The 17,448-nt window shown below is 68.8% G+C and carries 16 protein-coding genes; 13 read left to right on the forward strand and 3 right to left on the reverse strand.

Translation table 11 applies throughout. The features are described from left to right. The first annotated feature begins 100 nt into the window (after positions 1-100). From ligA to N415_RS28585, 3 genes are read left to right on the forward strand one after another with little or no spacing between them, the layout of a single operon-like run. Positions 101-2,179, forward strand: a complete 2,079-nt coding sequence (gene ligA / locus N415_RS28575) for an NAD-dependent DNA ligase LigA (RefSeq protein ID WP_068189142.1) — start codon at positions 101-103, stop codon at positions 2,177-2,179. After that, positions 2,176-3,300, forward strand: coding sequence for a cystathionine gamma-lyase (locus tag N415_RS28580; RefSeq protein ID WP_068189145.1), 1,125 nt, complete (start codon positions 2,176-2,178; stop codon positions 3,298-3,300). The genes ligA and N415_RS28580 overlap by 4 nt, the downstream gene beginning before the upstream one ends. Continuing rightward, complete coding sequence (locus N415_RS28585; RefSeq protein WP_068189148.1) at positions 3,297-3,971, forward strand: DUF5995 family protein; 675 nt, start codon at positions 3,297-3,299, stop codon at positions 3,969-3,971. The genes N415_RS28580 and N415_RS28585 overlap by 4 nt, the downstream gene beginning before the upstream one ends. Positions 3,972-3,976: 5 nt before the next feature. Here the strand turns inward: N415_RS28585 and N415_RS28590 are convergent, their stop codons facing one another. Then, positions 3,977-4,633 carry an amino acid-binding protein gene (locus N415_RS28590; RefSeq protein WP_152531630.1) on the reverse strand — a complete coding sequence of 219 codons (657 nt, stop codon included), beginning with the start codon at positions 4,631-4,633 and terminating at the stop codon, positions 3,977-3,979. 151 nt (positions 4,634-4,784) lie between these two features. On the opposite strand from N415_RS28590, the gene gatC reads away from it, so the two are divergent. The 6 genes from gatC (at position 4,785) to N415_RS28620 (ending at position 11,085) form a co-directional block, all read left to right on the forward strand. Further along, on the forward strand, positions 4,785-5,084 hold the full coding sequence (gene gatC, locus N415_RS28595) for an Asp-tRNA(Asn)/Glu-tRNA(Gln) amidotransferase subunit GatC (protein ID WP_068189155.1): 300 nt from the start codon (positions 4,785-4,787) through the stop codon (positions 5,082-5,084). Next, positions 5,081-6,568, forward strand: coding sequence for an Asp-tRNA(Asn)/Glu-tRNA(Gln) amidotransferase subunit GatA (gatA, locus tag N415_RS28600; protein WP_068189158.1), 1,488 nt, complete (start codon positions 5,081-5,083; stop codon positions 6,566-6,568). The genes gatC and gatA overlap by 4 nt, the downstream gene beginning before the upstream one ends. A gap of 54 nt (positions 6,569-6,622) precedes the next feature. Beyond that, positions 6,623-7,654, forward strand: a complete 1,032-nt coding sequence (locus tag N415_RS28605) for an ATP-dependent 6-phosphofructokinase (RefSeq protein WP_068102091.1) — start codon at positions 6,623-6,625, stop codon at positions 7,652-7,654. Positions 7,655-7,782: 128 nt separating this feature from the next. Beyond that, positions 7,783-8,931 (forward strand): MinD/ParA family protein, encoded by a 1,149-nt coding sequence (locus N415_RS28610; RefSeq protein WP_081665584.1) that lies wholly within the window; start codon positions 7,783-7,785, stop codon positions 8,929-8,931. 70 nt (positions 8,932-9,001) lie between these two features. Continuing rightward, positions 9,002-10,513: an Asp-tRNA(Asn)/Glu-tRNA(Gln) amidotransferase subunit GatB gene (gene gatB, locus N415_RS28615; RefSeq protein ID WP_068189160.1), complete on the forward strand. Its 1,512-nt coding sequence runs from the start codon at positions 9,002-9,004 to the stop codon at positions 10,511-10,513. A 32-nt stretch (positions 10,514-10,545) separates the two neighbouring features. Further along, positions 10,546-11,085 carry a flavin reductase family protein gene (locus N415_RS28620; RefSeq protein WP_081665588.1) on the forward strand — a complete coding sequence of 180 codons (540 nt, stop codon included), beginning with the start codon at positions 10,546-10,548 and terminating at the stop codon, positions 11,083-11,085. Here the strand turns inward: N415_RS28620 and N415_RS28625 are convergent. After that, entirely contained in the window at positions 11,082-12,203 is a 1,122-nt protein-coding gene (locus N415_RS28625) for a sorbosone dehydrogenase family protein (protein WP_068189163.1), read from the reverse strand. The genes N415_RS28620 and N415_RS28625 overlap by 4 nt on opposite strands. Before the next feature lie 220 nt (positions 12,204-12,423). Here N415_RS28625 and N415_RS28630 point away from each other — a divergent pair, with 220 nt between their 5' ends. Continuing rightward, positions 12,424-13,284, forward strand: coding sequence for a DoxX family protein (locus N415_RS28630; RefSeq protein WP_068189166.1), 861 nt, complete (start codon positions 12,424-12,426; stop codon positions 13,282-13,284). Between the two features lie 3 nt (positions 13,285-13,287). On the opposite strand, the gene N415_RS28635 is transcribed toward N415_RS28630, so the two are convergent. Next, positions 13,288-13,665, reverse strand: a complete 378-nt coding sequence (locus N415_RS28635; RefSeq protein ID WP_239645730.1) for a PH domain-containing protein — start codon at positions 13,663-13,665, stop codon at positions 13,288-13,290. A 350-nt stretch (positions 13,666-14,015) separates the two neighbouring features. On the opposite strand from N415_RS28635, the gene N415_RS28640 reads away from it, so the two are divergent. From N415_RS28640 to ilvC, 3 genes are read left to right on the forward strand one after another with little or no spacing between them, the layout of a single operon-like run. Continuing rightward, positions 14,016-15,884 carry an acetolactate synthase large subunit gene (locus tag N415_RS28640; RefSeq protein ID WP_068189172.1) on the forward strand — a complete coding sequence of 623 codons (1,869 nt, stop codon included), beginning with the start codon at positions 14,016-14,018 and terminating at the stop codon, positions 15,882-15,884. After that, the gene (ilvN, locus tag N415_RS28645) at positions 15,884-16,384 is read left to right on the forward strand and encodes an acetolactate synthase small subunit (RefSeq protein ID WP_067153334.1); all 501 of its coding nucleotides are present in this window, start codon (positions 15,884-15,886) and stop codon (positions 16,382-16,384) included. The genes N415_RS28640 and ilvN overlap by 1 nt, the downstream gene beginning before the upstream one ends. Before the next feature lie 33 nt (positions 16,385-16,417). Beyond that, positions 16,418-17,419, forward strand: coding sequence for a ketol-acid reductoisomerase (ilvC, locus tag N415_RS28650; protein WP_081665585.1), 1,002 nt, complete (start codon positions 16,418-16,420; stop codon positions 17,417-17,419). Positions 17,420-17,448: the final 29 nt, after the last annotated feature.

The raw sequence follows: 17,448 nt of genomic DNA on the forward strand, positions 1-17,448 counted from the left end.
TTTAGTGAGTCAACGCGTGCCGGCTCTCGGAGAGACGGGTGTGGCAGATGTGACCGACGCGCCGCAGTCCGCCGTCGGCGCCCTTCGATAGCCTGCGAAGGTGACTTCGGCAGAGGCTGACTCCTTAGCGCCCGACGTTCGGCGGCAATGGCAAGAACTGGCCGACGAGGTGCGCGAACACCAGTTTCGTTACTACGTGCGCGACGCCCCGATCATCTCCGACGCGGAGTTCGACCAGCTCCTAAAGCGGCTCGAAGCGCTCGAGGAGCAGCATCCCGAACTGCGCACGCCCGATTCGCCGACCCAGCTCGTCGGCGGGGCCGGCTTCGCCACCGATTTCACCGAGGCCGAGCACCTGGAACGAATGCTGTCCCTGGACAACGTGTTCAGCGCCGAGGAGTTCGAGGTGTGGGCCGCGCGAGTGCGCGCCGAGGTCGGTGACGACGTGCCCTACCTGTGTGAGCTCAAAATCGACGGCGTCGCGCTGTCGCTCGTATACCGCGACGGCCGCCTGGTCCGGGCGGCGACGCGGGGCGACGGACGCACCGGCGAGGACGTCACGCTGAACGCCAGAACCATCGACGACGTCCCGGAACGGCTGACGGCCGGCAAGGACTACCCGGTGCCGAAGGTTCTCGAGGTGCGCGGCGAGGTGTTCTTCCGGCTGGACGACTTCGAGGCGCTCAACGCCGCCCTGGTCGAGGACGGCAAGACGCCCTTCGCCAACCCGCGCAATAGCGCCGCGGGCTCCCTTCGCCAGAAGGACCCCGCGGTCACCGCGCGGCGCAGGCTGCGGATGATCTGTCACGGGGTGGGGCACACCGAGGGCTTTCGCCCGGCCACGCTGCACGACGCCTACCTGGCGCTGGGCGCGTGGGGCCTGCCCGTCTCCGAGCACACCACCCGGGTGGAAAACGTGGTGGGCGCGCTGGAGCGCATCACCTACTGGGGCGAACACCGCCACGACGTGGATCACGAAATCGACGGTGTGGTGGTCAAAGTCGACGATGTGGCGCTGCAGCGCAGGCTGGGCTCGACCTCGCGGGCGCCCCGGTGGGCGATCGCGTACAAGTACCCGCCCCAGGAGGTGCAGACCAAGCTCCTGGACATCCGCGTCAACGTCGGCCGGACCGGGCGCGTCACACCGTTCGCGTTCATGACGCCGGTCAAGGTGGCCGGGTCGACGGTGGGGCTGGCCACGCTGCACAACGCCGCCGAAGTCAAGCGCAAGGGCGTGTTGATCGGCGACACCGTGGTGATTCGCAAGGCCGGTGACGTCATCCCCGAGGTGCTCGGCCCGATCGTCGACCTGCGCGACGGCTCGGAACGCGAATTCGTCATGCCCACAACGTGTCCCGAATGCGGCACCCCGCTTGCCCCGGCCAAGGAGGGCGACGCCGACATCCGCTGCCCCAACGCGCGGTCGTGCCCGGCGCAGTTGCGGGAGCGAGTTTTTCACGTCGCGGGCCGCGGCGCGCTCGACATCGAGGGACTGGGTTACGAGGCCGCCACCGCGCTGCTGCAGGCCGGCGTGATCGCCGACGAGGGCGACCTGTTCTCGCTGTCCGAGGATGACCTGTTGCGAACCGAGCTGTTCCGGACGAAGGCCGGCGGGTTGTCGGCCAACGGCGCGCGGCTGCTGGCCAATCTCGATGTGGCCAAGGCGAAGCCGCTGTGGCGGGTGCTGGTGGCGTTGTCGATCCGGCACGTGGGCCCGACGGCGGCTCGCGCGCTGGCCACCGAATTCGGCGACCTGCAGGCGATCGAGGACGCGTCCACCGAGCAGCTGGCCGCGGTGGAGGGAGTCGGCCCGACCATCGCGGCCGCCGTCACCGAATGGTTCACCGTCGACTGGCACCGGGCGATTGTCGACAAATGGCGGGCGGCCGGGGTGCGGATGGCCGACGAACGCGACGCGAGTGTGCCGCGCACCCTCGAGGGGCTGACGATCGTAGTCACCGGTTCGCTGGCGGGTTTCTCGCGCGACGACGCCAAGGAGGCGATCGTGTCGCGCGGCGGCAAGGCCGCGGGATCGGTTTCGAAGAAGACCGACTACGTCGTCGCCGGCGACTCGCCGGGCTCCAAGTACGACAAAGCGGTGGAGTTGGGCGTGCCGATCCTCGACGAAGACGGATTCCGAAAGTTGTTGGCCGACGGGCCTTCCGGGGCCGACGAGTGAGCAGTTCGTACGGTGATTCGACGCGCAGCGTCAAGGCCGTAAGCTCCCCGGCCGTCCCTGGCCGGCCGGTGGCGCCGCCGGCGGTGCTGGCCTCCACCTATCACCTGTCCGCCGACGAAACCTCCGATCTCGATGCCTACGGCCGCAGCTCCAATGCGACCTGGCGGCACGTGGAATCGGCCCTCGCCGCGCTGGAGGGAGCGACCGGCGCGGTGCTGTTCAGCTCGGGCATGGCGGCCATCGGTGCCGCGCTGTGCGCACTGGCCAGTCCCGGGTCGGCCCTGGTGGTGCCGTCCGACGGCTACTATCAGGTGCGCCAGTATGCGGCGGAACACCTTGCGCCCGCCGGTGTTTCGGTGATCAAGGCGTCGAGTTCGCAAATCTACGACGCGGCTGCCGGCGTCGATGTGGTACTGGCGGAAACCCCCACGAACCCCGCGTTGGATGTGATCGACCTCCAGCGGTTGGCCACCGTGTGCCATTCTCGCGGGGCGCGGTTGATCGTCGACAACACCGCGGCCACCCCGTTCGGTCAGTGCCCCCTGGCGCTGGGCGCCGACCTGGTGGTGGCCAGCGCCACCAAGGGACTCTCGGGGCACAGTGACCTGCTGGCCGGTTACGTGGCGACCAACCAGCCCGAGCTGATCGCCGCCGTCGAACGCCATCGGTTGCTCGCCGGTGCGATCCTCGGCGGCTTCGAGGCGTGGCTGCTGCTGCGCAGCCTGGGAAGCGCCGGGCTGCGATTCGACCGCCAGTGCCGCAATGCGCAAGCGGTGGCGACGATGCTGGCCGGCCATCCGTCGGTACGAACCGTGCGCTACCCGGGGCTGGTCGAGGACCCGGCGCACCCCGTGGCCGTCGCGCAGATGCGGCGGTTCGGGTCCCTGGTCTCATTCGAGTTGGCCGACGCTGCGGCGGTGCGGGCACTGGTGGACGGGGCCGAGCTGCTGATCGCGTCCACCAGCTTCGGCGGCATCCACACCTCGGTGGATCGCCGGGCACGGTGGGGTGACCGCGTCGCCGCCGGATTCGCGCGCCTCTCGCTGGGCATCGAAGACACCGACGACCTGGTTGCCGACATCGAGCGGTCGCTCGCGGCGTCTGCTGTGATGGGCGGATGAGCCCGAACTCCGTTGCCGACGTGGTCGCGCGCATGCGGGCCATCGCGGCACAACTGCCGCCCGATGACGGTGCCGAGGTGTTCAACGGCGTCTACCTGCGAGTGACCGAGATGATGGCGGACCGGCTCGCGACGAAGGGCGTTTTCCACGACGAGGCGTTCGTCACCGATCTCGACGTCCGCTTCGCCGGTTACTGGTTCGACGCATACGACGCCGCCGGGGCCAAGCCCAAGGCGTGGGCGCCGCTGTTCGCCGCCCGAGGCAGCAAGGGAATCCTGCCGATTCAATTCGCGCTTGCCGGCATGAACGCACACATCGAGCACGACTTGCCGCTCGCCGTGATCGCCACGTGTGCCGCGCGCCGGTGCACGCCGGACACCCCGGGCGTGCACGCGGACTACGAGAAGATCAACGACGTCCTTGCCAGCGTCGAGGCCGAGATCCGGCGGTCCTTCCTTGACGACGTGGAAAGGGCGATCGACGATCACCTCGAGCCGGTCGCGCACCTGATCACCTCGTGGGACATCGCGAAGGCGCGCGATTTCGCGTGGCTGACCGTGCATACGATGTGGGAGCTGCGACGGGTCAGCGAGTTGTTCGACGCTTACGCCGCGGGGCTGGCCCGCACGGTGGGGATGGGTTCCCGGCTGTTGCTGACCGCACTGACCTGAACGCCTCAGCGCAGCATCGTCGCCACGATGCCGGCCAGATAGCCCAGCCGGGCGACCTCCGAGGGCCGGAATTCCGGGCCCGGACGGCCCAGCACCACCGCCGTGTGCGGGTCGCCCAGCGGCGCCGCGACCATGGTTGTGTCCATGTCGCGCCACGCCTGCGGCACCCACTCGGCGGTATGGTCCAGCGCCGCCGCGCGTTCGATCGGCAGCCAGGGGGCGGAATCGGCCTTGGTTTCCGGGCACCCGGGGCTGTCGGCGAGGCGTTCCAGTTCCCCGTGTGAACTGCGCAACACCGTGCACCAGCTGACCCGCAGCACCTTGGGCGCCTCGTTGACCAGAACCTTCAGCCGCGACGCGTCGTCGCCCGCGGCGGCGACGTGGTCCAGCAGCTCGAGCTCGCGGTGCGCCTCCAGCAGCCCGGTGTGTGGGCGGACGCTGTCCACGCGGACGTTGGGCAGTGATTCCGCCGCGGTGATCAGCCGGTCCGGCATCGCCCCCGGCGGCAGCTCGATGACCAGGTCGTCGATCGCATAACCCGCGCTGCGCTCCACCACGTCGAGCGACAGGATGTCGGCGCCCGCCGAACCGAGCGCGACGGCCAGCGAGCCCAGGCTGCCCGGGCGGTCGGCTAGCTCGATGCGCAACAGATACGACGGCACGGCCAACACTTTGGCACAGCAATGTATCCACGGCATTTCGGCTGGGACGGCGGCGTGAAGCCCGCCTCCCGCCCCCGACGGGGTCTGATCGCCCGCTTCCTCCTCCCGCCGCTCTGCGGCGGGCCTCGTCGCCCGGCTAGGCTTTCCGGTCGTGTCCCAGATCTCCCGCGACGACGTGGCGCACCTTGCGCGGCTGGCCCGGCTGGCGCTGACCGATGCCGAGCTGGACAGTTTCGCCGGCCAACTCGACGCCATCCTCACCCACGTCAGCCAGGTCCAATCGGTCGACGTCACCGGCGTCGAAGCGACCGACAACCCGCTCAAGGACGTCAACGTCACCCGCCCGGACGAGAGGACACCGTGCCTGACCCAGGCCGAGGCGCTGGCCGAGGCGCCCGCAGCCGTCGACGGCCGCTTCGCCGTGCCGCAGATCCTGGGGGACGCCGAGTGACCGATATCGTCCGCTCCGACGCCGCGACGCTGGCCGCCCAGGTCGCCGCCGGGGAGCTGTCGTCCACCGAGATCACCCAGGCCTGCCTGGACCAGATCGAGGCAACCGACGACCGGTACCACGCGTTTTTGCACGTCGCGGCCGACGAGGCGCTGGCCGCCGCGGCCGCCGTCGACGACGCGGTGGCCGCCGGCGAGCCGCTGCCGTCGGCGCTGGCCGGGGTGCCGCTGGCGCTCAAGGACGTCTTCACCACGGTCGACATGCCCACCACCTGCGGCTCCAAGATCCTGGAGGGCTGGCGTTCCCCCTACGACGCGACCGTCACCGCGCGGTTGCGCGCGGCCGGCATCCCGATCCTGGGCAAGACCAACATGGACGAGTTCGCGATGGGCTCGTCGACGGAGAACTCCGCCTACGGCCCCACCCGCAACCCGTGGGACACCGACCGGGTGCCTGGAGGTTCCGGCGGCGGCAGCGCGGCCGCGCTCGCCGCGTTCCAGGCCCCGCTGGCCATCGGGTCCGACACCGGGGGCTCCATCCGCCAGCCGGCCGCGCTGACCGCGACCGTCGGCGTCAAGCCCACCTACGGCACGGTGTCGCGCTACGGGCTGATCGCCTGCGCGTCGTCGCTGGATCAGGGCGGCCCGTGCGCCCGCACGGTGCTGGACACCGCCCTGCTGCACCAGGTGATCGCCGGGCACGACGTCCGCGACTCGACGTCCGTCAACGCCGAGGTGCCCGACGTCGTCGGCGCCGCCAGGGCCGGCGCTGGCGGTGATCTGCGCGGCGTGCGCATCGGCGTCGTTCGGCAGCTGCGCGGCGAGGGCTACCAGGCGGGGGTGCTGACGTCGTTCGAGGCCGCCGTCGAGCAGTTGACCGAGCTGGGCGCCGAAGTCAGCGAAGTCGATTGCCCGCATTTCGATCACGCGCTGGCCGCCTACTACCTGATCCTGCCGTCCGAGGTGTCCAGCAACCTGGCCCGCTTCGACGCGATGCGCTACGGCCTGCGGGTGGGCGACGACGGCACGCATTCCGCCGAGGAGGTCATGGCGCTGACCCGCGCGGCCGGCTTCGGCCCGGAGGTCAAGCGGCGCATCATGATCGGCACCTATGCGCTGTCCGCCGGCTATTACGACGCGTACTACAACCAGGCGCAGAAGGTCCGCACGCTGATCGCGCGCGACCTCGACCGGGCCTACGAAACCGTCGACGTGGTGGTCTCGCCGGCGACCCCGACCACGGCGTTCCCGTTGGGGGAGAAGGTCGACGACCCGCTGGCGATGTACCTGTTCGACCTGTGCACCCTGCCCCTGAACCTGGCCGGCCACTGCGGCATGTCGGTCCCGTCCGGGCTGTCCCCGGACGACGGCCTGCCGGTCGGGCTGCAGATCATGGCCCCCGCGTTGGCCGACGACCGCCTGTATCGGGTGGGCGCCGCCTACGAGGCGGCCCGCGGGGCGCTGCCTAGCGCGGCCACCGTTTAGCGGCAATTTGCGTCAGGTCGCGCCATCCGGGGCCCATGCGGGCAAGATGAACAGATGCGGATCGGAATTCTCACCGGGGGCGGCGACTGTCCCGGGCTCAACGCCGTCATCCGGGCGGTGGTGCGCACCTGTGACTCGCGATACGGGTCGTCGGTGGTCGGATTCCAGGACGGATGGCGCGGGCTGCTGGAGAACCGGCGCATCCAGTTGCAAAACGACGACCGCAACGACCGCCTGCTCGCCAAGGGCGGAACGATGCTGGGCACCGCCCGCGTGCACCCCGACAAACTTCGGGCCGGGCTGAACCAGATCAAACAGACCCTGGACGACAACGGCATCGACGTGCTGATCCCGATCGGCGGCGAGGGCACCCTGACCGCCGCGCACTGGCTGTCCGAGGAGAACGTTCCCGTGGTCGGCGTGCCGAAGACCATCGACAACGACATCGATTGCACCGACGTGACTTTCGGGCACGACACCGCGCTGACGGTGGCCACCGACGCCATCGACCGGCTGCACTCCACGGCCGAATCCCACCAGCGGGTGATGCTGGTGGAGGTGATGGGCCGGCATGCGGGATGGATCGCGTTGAACGCCGGGCTGGCGTCCGGCGCGCACATGACGCTGATCCCCGAGCAGCCCTTCGACGTCGAGGACGTGTGCCGGCTCGTCAAACGCCGCTTCCAGCGCGGGGATTCGCACTTCATCTGCGTGGTTGCGGAGGGCGCCAAGCCGATCGCCGACTCGATCACGTTGCGCGAGGGCGGGATTGACGAGTTCGGCCACGAGCGGTTCACCGGCGTCGCCGCGCAGCTCGGCGCCGAGGTGGAGAAGCGGATCAACAAGGAGGTCCGGGTGACCGTGCTGGGCCACGTCCAGCGCGGCGGCACCCCGACCGCGTACGACCGGGTGCTCGCGACCCGGTTCGGCGTCAACGCCGCCGATGCCGCGCACGCGGGGGAGTACGGGCAGATGGTCTCGCTCCGCGGGCAGGACATCGGCCGGGTGTCGCTGGCGGACGCCACCCGCCAACTCAAGCTGGTGCCCGAGAGCCGCTACGACGACGCGGCCGCCTTCTTCGGCTAAGTGTTAACGAACGGCGGGTGGCAGCGAATTGACGGCCGGCTGAATTTGCCGCCGCACCCGGCAGCTCACGCCAGGTCGCCGCGATTTTCGTGGTTTTCCGCCAGCTCGAAGCGGTTATACCGTCAGCTATGAGCAACCGCGGTTCGATTCGCGGAGCCGTTCACCAGCCGGGGTCGGGCCCGCGAGACCGTCAGCGGCCGCCGCCGCGCGGTCGCGACGATGCCAATTGGACGTCTGCCACGGTGCCCCGGCCGCCACAGCCCCCGCCGACCGCGCCGGCACCGGCGCGGCGGGTCCCCCCGCGGTCGCGCCCGGAGCTGACCGTCGGCGGGACGGCCCTCGACAGCCTCGAACCGCAGGAGACGGAGGACTCCGCCGGGTTTGACTGGCGAGACCTGGTCCGGCGCCTTACCGGAATCAACCTCGGCCGGGGCAAAGGTTCGGCATACGAGCAGGAGCTACGGGAGCGCATCCGCGCTCCGCTGGGCGGCGCGTTCCCCATCGCGGTGCTCAACCTCAAGGGCGGCGTCGGCAAGACCGTCGTCGTCGAGGCACTGGGCTCCACCTTCGCCGCCGTCCGCGACGACAAGGTGATCGCCGTGGACATCGACGCCGGCGACTTGGCCGAGCGCCACGGCCGCCGCAACCCGCTGAGCATGGCTGATCTGTTGCGGGACGGCGCGGCCACCCAATATTCGGATGTGCGGGCGCACACCTACATGAACAGCTTCGGGCTGGAGGTGCTCGGGCTGCCGGACTACGCGCGCACCGATTGGCGGCTGGAGCGCCACGACGTCGTCAGGACTTTTTCGATTCTGCGCAAGCACTATTCGGTGGTGTTGGTGGACTGTGTCAAGGCGGTCAATTCGGCCGTGATGGACGCCGTGCTGCCGGCGTCGTGCGCCCTGGTGGTGGTCACCAGCACCTCCATCGATGCGATACGCAAGACCAGGACCACACTAGACCTGTTGCGCAACAAGGGATATCAGCGCTTGATGGCGCGGACCGTGCTGGCGATCAACCATGTCGAGGCGGGCAAGGTCGCCGTCGTCGCCGCCAAGGAGCTCGACGCGTTGTCCGCCCGCGTGGCCGCCACCGTCGTGCTGCCGTTCGATCGGCACGTGCATGACGGCAAGGAGATCGGTCTGGACCGGCTCAGCAGGGAAAGCCGGCGCAGCTATCTGGAGATGGCGGCCGCGTTGGCCGACATGTTCCCCGGCACGGGCATGGAGCAAGGGCTCCGGCTCGGGGCAAACCGAAGGCCGCCCGGGTTCTAGCTGTCCCGATGGGTGGTGACCCGCTTCGCCCGGCTTCGCCGCGCTCGCGATCACCACTACGATCGACGGCATGAGTGTTGCCGCCGGTCCCGAGCTCCTGGATTACGACGAGGTCGTCGCACGTTTCGACCCCGTGCTCGGCCTCGAGGTGCACGTCGAGCTGTCCACCGCGACCAAGATGTTCTGCGGCTGCTCCACCACATTCGGCGCCGAACCCAACACCCAGGTGTGCCCGGTGTGCCTCGGGTTGCCCGGCTCGCTGCCGGTGCTCAACCAGGCCGCGGTGGAGTCGGCGATCCGGATCGGGCTGGCGCTGAATTGCGAGATCGTGCCCTGGTGTCGCTTCGCCCGGAAGAACTACTTCTACCCGGACATGCCCAAGAACTACCAGATTTCGCAGTACGACGAGCCGATCGCGATCAACGGCTACCTGGAGGCGCCGCTGGAAGACGGCTCCACCTGGCGGGTGGAAATCGAGCGCGCCCACATGGAGGAAGACACCGGCAAGCTCACCCACATCGGTAGCGAGACCGGCCGCATTCACGGCGCGACGACGTCGCTGATCGACTACAACCGGGCCGGCGTGCCGCTGATCGAAATCGTCACCAAGCCGATCGTGGGGGCGGGCGCCCGTGCCCCGCAGATCGCCCGATCCTACGTCACAGCCCTGCGAGACCTGTTGCGCGCCTTGGGCGTATCCGACGTCCGGATGGATCAGGGTTCGATGCGTTGCGACGCCAACGTGTCGCTGAAACCGACGGGGGCGACCGAGTTCGGGACCCGGACCGAGACGAAGAACGTCAACTCGCTGCGCAGCGTCGAGGTTGCCGTGCGGTACGAAATGCAGCGCCAGGGCGCTATCCTCGTGTCCGGCGGGCGGATCACGCAGGAAACCCGGCACTTTCACGAGTCCGGGTACACCAGCCCCGGTCGCACCAAGGAAACCGCCGAGGACTACCGCTACTTCCCGGAACCCGACCTCGAGCCGGTCGCGCCCAGCCGCGAGTTGGTCGAGCAGCTGCGGCAGACCATCCCCGAGTTACCATGGTTGAGCCGCAAGCGAATTCAGCTGGAGTGGGGCGTTTCCGACGAGGTCATGCGCGATCTGGTCAACGCCGGCGCCGTCGAACTGGTCACCGAGACCGTCAAGCACGGCGCGTCGAGCGAGCAGGCCCGCGCCTGGTGGGGAAACTTCTTGGTGCAGAAGGCCAATGAGGCCAATCTCGAGTTGGACGAGCTGGCCATCACGCCCGCTCAGGTCGCCGCGGTGATCGCGCTGGTCGACGAGGGCAAGCTGTCCAACAAGCTGGCCCGCCAGGTCGTCGAGGGTGTGCTGGCCGGGGAGGGTGAACCCGAGCAGGTGATGACCGCCCGCGGTCTGGCGCTGGTGCGTGACGACTCGGTGACGCAGGCCGCCGTCGACGAGGCGCTGGCCGCCAATCCGGATGTCGCCGAGAAGATTCGCGGTGGCAAGGTGGCCGCGGCCGGCGCGATCGTCGGCGCGGTGATGAAGGCCACTCGCGGACAGGCCGACGCGGCCCGGGTCCGCGAGCTCGTGCTGGCCGCCTGCGGTCAGGGCTGACCGGGACGGCCGCGCCGGTGTTCGACGACCTGATGGCCATGCTGGACAGCCCGGTGTTCGTCGTGACCACCCAGGCCGACACTCAGCCGTCGGGTTGCCTGATCAGTTTCGCCACCCAAACCAGCGTGCAGCCACCGAGCTTCATGGTCGTGCTGCCGCGCAGTAGCCCCACCTGCGACGCGGCCCGCCAATCCGAGCACCTGGCGGTGCACGTGCTGGCGCAGCACCAGGTCGCCCTGGCGGAGCTGTTCGACGGCGAAACCGACGACCAGGCCGACAGATTCGGTCGCTGCTCGTGGCGCGTCGGGCCGCACGGGATGCCCATCCTCGACGAGGCGATCGCCTGGTTCGTCGGCAGAACCGCGCATTGGATCGATATCGGGGATCACGTCGCCTTCATCGTCGAACCCGTCGCCGGATGGGTTCCCGATTCCGACGAGGACGTGCTCTACCTTTCCGATCTCGACGAGATGGAACCGGGCCAGGTCGCGCCGGAGCGGTTCGTCCTGCACAAGCCGGCCGCCGAGCCGCGCAAATACGGCCTGAGGTTCACCCTGGAGGGGCCGGTTTAGGTCTTGTCGTCGTTGTTGCGCGGGAAGCCGCCGCCCTGCGGGAACAACGGGAACACCACGTCATCGAGCTTTTCGGCGTCCCCGGCGGTCTTGTTAACCGTTGCGCCCCAGACGTTTCCGTCCTGCGACATCCGCAGCGCCCACGCGTGCGCGTGGGTGTCCTTGCGGACGACGTCGGGTTCGCCGGTGACCGCACCGGTCTTCGGCGCGAGCCGCACCGCCACCGTCAGCTTGGTGTTGATCAGGTTCACCAGCACGGTCCCGTCCATCGCCGCGCAGCCGGCGACGCCGGGCTTGTCCGGCCACGTCCACACGGTGGAGACCTCGGAGGTCTTGGTGATGCGCTGCAGGCGGTCGGCGGTCGGGGTGCGGTCGGCGACGTACAGCGAGCCGTCGACGGGGTCGATGCACATGCCGCCGCCGGAGCCCACGCCGGACAGCGCGGTCGTCGGCGGGGCCTGGCCGATGGTGGTCGGCTGCTCGATGCGCAGCACCTTGCCGGCCAGCGACTTGGGGTCGGCGGCCATCGCCGGGTTGCCCGCGTCGCCGGTCATCACGACCAGCGTGGTCGGGCTGGTGAAGATCAGCGCGCCGGTGTTACCGGTGGCGCCCTTGGGGATCCCGGTCAGGATGTCCTTCGGGATGTCGCCGTCGGCCACGCGGATGACCCTGTTGTCGGTGGGCGTGCTGATGTAGGCGTACATCAGGCGGTCCTGCTGATAGGTGGGCGACAGCACGATGTCCATCAGCCCGCCGTCACCGGACGGGTCGACGGGAATGACCACCTTCACCTTCGGCTCGGCGTTGACCGAGATGTCCTTGACGGCGCCGGTGGTGCGCTCGGCGACCAGCGCGGTTTTGCTGTCGGGGCCCATGATCAGGCCGCTGGTGCTCTCCAGGCAGCCCTGCATGACTCCCGGTGCCGGGCACACTTTCGGGAAGGGCGTCGGCGGCAGCGGCGGCGGCGGGGGAGGCGTCGAGCTGGGCTGGGGCTTGAGTTCGGGGGCGGTCGTGAAGGGCTGGGATTGGGCGTCGTTGAACCGCGCGCACCCGCTCGCGACCAGCACGACCGCGGACAGCGCGGCCAGACCGCCGCGAACCGAGCCCCGTATCCGCATGACCGACAGGCTACGGACTGGGCGGGCACCGCCGCCACACGCCCTGCCCGGGTCCAGCCACGAAAGGTGTGCCGGTGAGGCGCCGATTTAACGCTTTTTTGGCCCCGCGGAGGGGCGGAAAAGGCGATTTGGGGCCAATCCGGGGCGTTTTGGCGGACTAACCGGCGAAAGCGCCGCTCAAATCCCCGATTCAGGCGCGTTTGCCCTTACCCTGACACCCGTGACCAGTCAATCGAATGACGCACATTGGAGCCGTCCGGGCGAATCCTCGGAGCCGCTCGCGGGGCGCCCGGCCTCGGCGCGCTTGGTCGACCCCGAGGATGACCTGACGCCGGTCGGGTACCCGGGCGACTTCGGAAACACCACCGTCATCCCCTACGTCGACCCCGCTGCGGCGGGTGCCGCCGGGGCCGGCGGATACCACCTCCTCGATCAGCAGGAGCCGCTGCCGTACGTGCAGCCGGCGTCGACGGCGCAGCCGATGCCCATCTCCGCGACCGAGCCGGCCCAGATCGACGGGGACAAGGACGACGACGAGCGTCACCGCGAGATCGGCAAGCGCGGCACCCAGAATCTGGGTTTGCTGGTGCTGCGGGTCGGGCTTGGCGTGGTGTTGGGGGCCCACGGGCTGCAGAAGCTGTTCGGCTGGTGGGGCGGCGGCGGCCTGACCGGCCTGAAGAATTCGCTGTCCGACGTCGGCTACCACCACGCCGACATCCTCGCCTACGTCAGCGCGGGCGGCGAGATCGTCGCGGCGGTGCTGCTGATCTTGGGCCTGTTCACCCCGGTGGCCGCGGCGGGCGCACTGGCGTTCCTGATCAACGAACTGCTGGCCACCGTGTCGGGCGGCTCGCGCTCGCACGCGTTCGCCTACTTCCTGCCGCAGGGGCACGAATACCAGATCACCCTGATCGTCCTGGCCGTTGCGGTGATCCTATGCGGACCGGGCCGCTACGGCCTGGACGCCGGCCGGGGTTGGGCCCACCGCCCCTTCATCGGGTCGTTCGTCGCCCTGCTGGCCGGCATCGCCGCCGGCGTCGCCGTCTGGGTCACGCTCAACGGGGTCAACCCGATCGGCTGACCCTCATCGGTAGGGGTTGGGCACCCTCCCCGCGCTGACCTCGGTCAGCTGCGGCAGCGTGGCGAAGGTAACCGCGGGCAGGCGCAGCTCCGCACCGCTTTTCAGGCGGGCGCGCGCCCAGGAACCGCGGTGGAAGCGCAGCCCGTCGATTTCTTCCCAGCGCACCGTCCTGCTCGCCAGCAGGGTCCGAACGGTCAGGCCCCGCTCGTCGGCTACCGTGCGCAGCCGGATGATCAACGCGGACAACACCACCGGGATGAGCAGCAGCGGCGCGGATACCGGCCAGGCCAGCACCGGTATCAGCAAGCCGAGGGTGAAGAACCCGACGGCGAAATGCGCCATCGGCGACACCTTGATCACCACGGGGGAATCGGTAGCCACTGGAACATCATTTCACCGACCGGTTTTCCCGCCGCCCGCTGCCGAGTGTGAACAGGCGGCGACCGTCCCCGGTGTGTCGCCACCAGGAATGCACAAGGGAAAGCCGTGGCTGCACACCCGACCCGGATTTGACTGTTGAGCTGTGCGAAGGCTACCGTCGGACGTTATGGAAACCGCCGGAAAGCCCGGGATGCTCGTAGTACTTAGTCAGCGCGTTGGTGCCTGACTGAGCCCTTCAGCATTTGAAGCGATCCAGCACCAACGCGCAACCCTCGTTCAGCCGATGAGCTGACGGGGGTTTTTTCTTGCGCAGCAACGAAACTTCGAATAGTGAATAGGACCCCAGGACAGTGAGCGCTCCCACCAGGCCACCCGCCACGCAGGCGCAGGATCCGGCCAGCGTCGCCACGGACGCCGTGAAACCCACCGCAAAGACGCCGGCCGCTCAACCGAAACGCGTTGGCCCGGAACAACTTACCGGTGCCCAGTCGGTGATCCGGTCACTGGAGGAACTCGACGTCGAGGTCATCTTCGGGATACCCGGCGGTGCCGTCTTGCCGGTCTACGACCCGCTGTTCGACTCGAAAAAGCTGCGCCACGTGCTGGTTCGGCACGAGCAGGGCGCCGGCCACGCCGCCAGCGGCTACGCGCACGCCACCGGCAAGGTGGGCGTCATGATGGCGACCTCGGGTCCCGGCGCCACCAACCTGGTCACCCCGCTGGCCGATGCCCAGATGGACTCGATCCCCGTCGTCGCCATCACCGGGCAGGTCGGGCGTGGGTTGATCGGGACGGACGCCTTCCAGGAGGCCGACATCTCGGGCATCACGATGCCGATCACCAAGCACAATTTCCTGGTCCGCTCCGGCGACGAGATCCCCCGGGTACTGGCCGAGGCCTTCCACATCGCTCGCTCGGGACGTCCGGGCGCGGTGCTCGTCGACATCCCCAAGGACGTGCTGCAGGGTCAGTGCACATTCAGCTGGCCCCCGCGGATGGACCTGCCCGGCTACAAGCCGAACACCAAGCCGCACAACCGGCAGGTCCGGGAGGCCGCCAAGCTGATCGCGGCCGCGCGCAAACCGGTGCTGTACGTGGGCGGCGGCGTCATCCGCGGCGAGGCGACCGAGCAGCTGCGCGAGCTGGCCGAGCTGACCGGCATCCCGCTGGTCACCACGCTGATGGCGCGCGGCGCCTTCCCGGACAGCCATCCGCAGAACTTGGGCATGCCCGGCATGCATGGCACCGTGGCCGCGGTGGCGGCGCTGCAGCGCAGCGACCTGCTGATCGCGCTGGGCACCCGGTTCGACGACCGGGTGACCGGCAAGCTGGACTCCTTCGCCCCCGAGGCCAAGGTCATCCACGCCGACATCGACCCCGCCGAGATCGGCAAGAACCGGCACGCCGATGTGCCGATCGTCGGCGACGTGAAGGCCGTCATCACCGACCTCATCGCGATGCTGCAGCACCATGACGTCCCCGGCAACATCGAGATGACGGACTGGTGGGCGTATCTGCACAGCGTCCAGTCCACCTACCCGCTGAGCTACGGCCCGCAGAGCGACGGCAGCCTGAGCCCGGAGTATGTGATCGAGAAGTTGGGCGAGATCGCCGGACCGGACGCGGTGTACGTCGCCGGCGTCGGCCAGCACCAGATGTGGGCCGCGCAGTTCATCTCGTATGAAAACCCGCGCACCTGGCTCAATTCCGGCGGGCTGGGCACCATGGGCTTCGCCATCCCGGCGGCCATGGGCGCCAAGATCGCCCGCCCGGACGCGGAGGTCTGGGCGATCGACGGCGACGGCTGCTTCCAGATGACCAACCAGGAGCTGGCCACCTGCGCCATCGAGGGCGCGCCGATCAAGGTGGCGCTGATCAACAACGGCAACCTGGGCATGGTGCGCCAGTGGCAGACGCTGTTCTATCAGGAGCGCTACTCGCAGACCGACCTGGCCACGCACTCGCACCGGATCCCGGACTTCGTGAAGCTGGCCGAGGCGCTGGGCTGCGTCGGATTGCGTTGCGAGCGTGAGGAAGACGTCGTCGACGTGATCAACCAGGCGCGGGCGATCAACGACCGCCCGGTGGTGATCGACTTCATCGTCGGCGCCGACGCGCAGGTGTGGCCGATGGTCGCCGCCGGCACCAGCAACGACGAGATCCAGGCCGCCCGCGGGATCCGCCCGTTGTTCGACGACGAAAGCGAAGGGCACGCCTGATGCAGACGCACACGCTGTCGGTGTTGGTGGAGGACAAGCCCGGTGTGCTCGCCCGCGTGGCGGCGCTGTTCTCGCGGCGCGGCTTCAACATCGAGTCGCTGGCCGTCGGCGCGACCGAGCAGAAGGACATGTCGCGGATGACCATCGTGGTCTCCGCGGAGGAGACCCCGCTCGAGCAGATCACCAAGCAGCTCAACAAGCTGATCAACGTGATCAAGATCATCGAGCAGGACGACGACAACTCGGTGTCCCGGGAGTTGTCGCTGATCAAGGTGCGGGCCGACGCCGGCACCCGTAGCCAGGTCATCGAGGCGGTGAACCTGTTCCGCGCCAAGGTGATTGACGTGTCACCGGAATCGCTGACCATCGAGGCCACCGGTGACCGCGGCAAGATCGAGGCGTTTCTGCGCGTGCTGGAGCCCTTCGGTATTCGCGAAATCGCCCAATCCGGAATGGTGTCGCTATCCCGCGGTCCGCGCGGTATCGGCACGGCCAAATAGCAAACAAGGAGAAAGTTCACCGTGGCATTAGAGATGTTCTACGACGACGACGCAGACCTGACGATCGTCCAGGGCCGCAAGGTCGGCGTCATCGGGTACGGCAGCCAGGGGCACGCGCACTCGCTGAGCCTGCGCGACTCGGGCGTGCAGGTGCGCGTCGGGCTCAAGGAGGGTTCGAAGTCCCGGGCCAAGGTTGAAGAGCAGGGCCTGGACGTCGACACCCCCGCCGAGGTCGCCAAGTGGGCCGACGTCATCATGCTGCTGGCCCCCGACACCGCGCAGGCCGACATCTTCAAGAACGAGATCGAGCCGAACCTGAAGGCCGGCGACGCTTTGTTTTTCGGCCACGGCCTCAACATCCACTTCGACCTGATCAAGCCGCCGGCCGACGTGACCGTCGCGATGGTCGCCCCGAAGGGCCCCGGCCACCTGGTGCGCCGCCAGTTCGTCGACGGCAAGGGCGTGCCCTGCCTGATCGCCGTCGACCAGGACCCGACCGGCCAGGGCGAGGCGCTGGCCCTGTCGTACGCCAAGGCCATCGGCGGTACCCGGGCCGGCGTCATCAAGACGACCTTCAAGGACGAGACCGAGACCGACCTGTTCGGTGAGCAGGCCGTGTTGTGCGGTGGCACAGAGGAATTGGTGAAGGCCGGCTTCGACGTGATGGTCGAGGCGGGCTACCCGCCGGAGATGGCGTACTTCGAGGTGCTGCACGAGCTCAAGCTGATCGTCGACCTGATGTACGAGGGCGGCATAGCCCGAATGAACTACTCGGTGTCCGACACCGCGGAGTTCGGCGGCTACCTGTCCGGCCCGCGGGTCATCGATGCCGGCACCCGGGATCGGATGCGGGACATCCTGCGCGAGATTCAGGACGGCACCTTCGTCAAGAAGCTCGTCGCCAACATCGAGGGCGGCAACAAGCAGCTCGAGCAGTTGCGCAAGGAGAACGCCGAGCACCCCATCGAGGTCACCGGCAAGAAGCTGCGCGACCTGATGAGCTGGGTCGACCGCCCGATCACCGAGACGGCCTAACCGCGAGCGTCACGCTAGAGTGGCGTTCG

It is taken from the genome of Mycobacterium sp. UM_CSW (assembly GCF_000455205.1).
In the GTDB taxonomy this organism is placed as follows: domain Bacteria; phylum Actinomycetota; class Actinomycetes; order Mycobacteriales; family Mycobacteriaceae; genus Mycobacterium.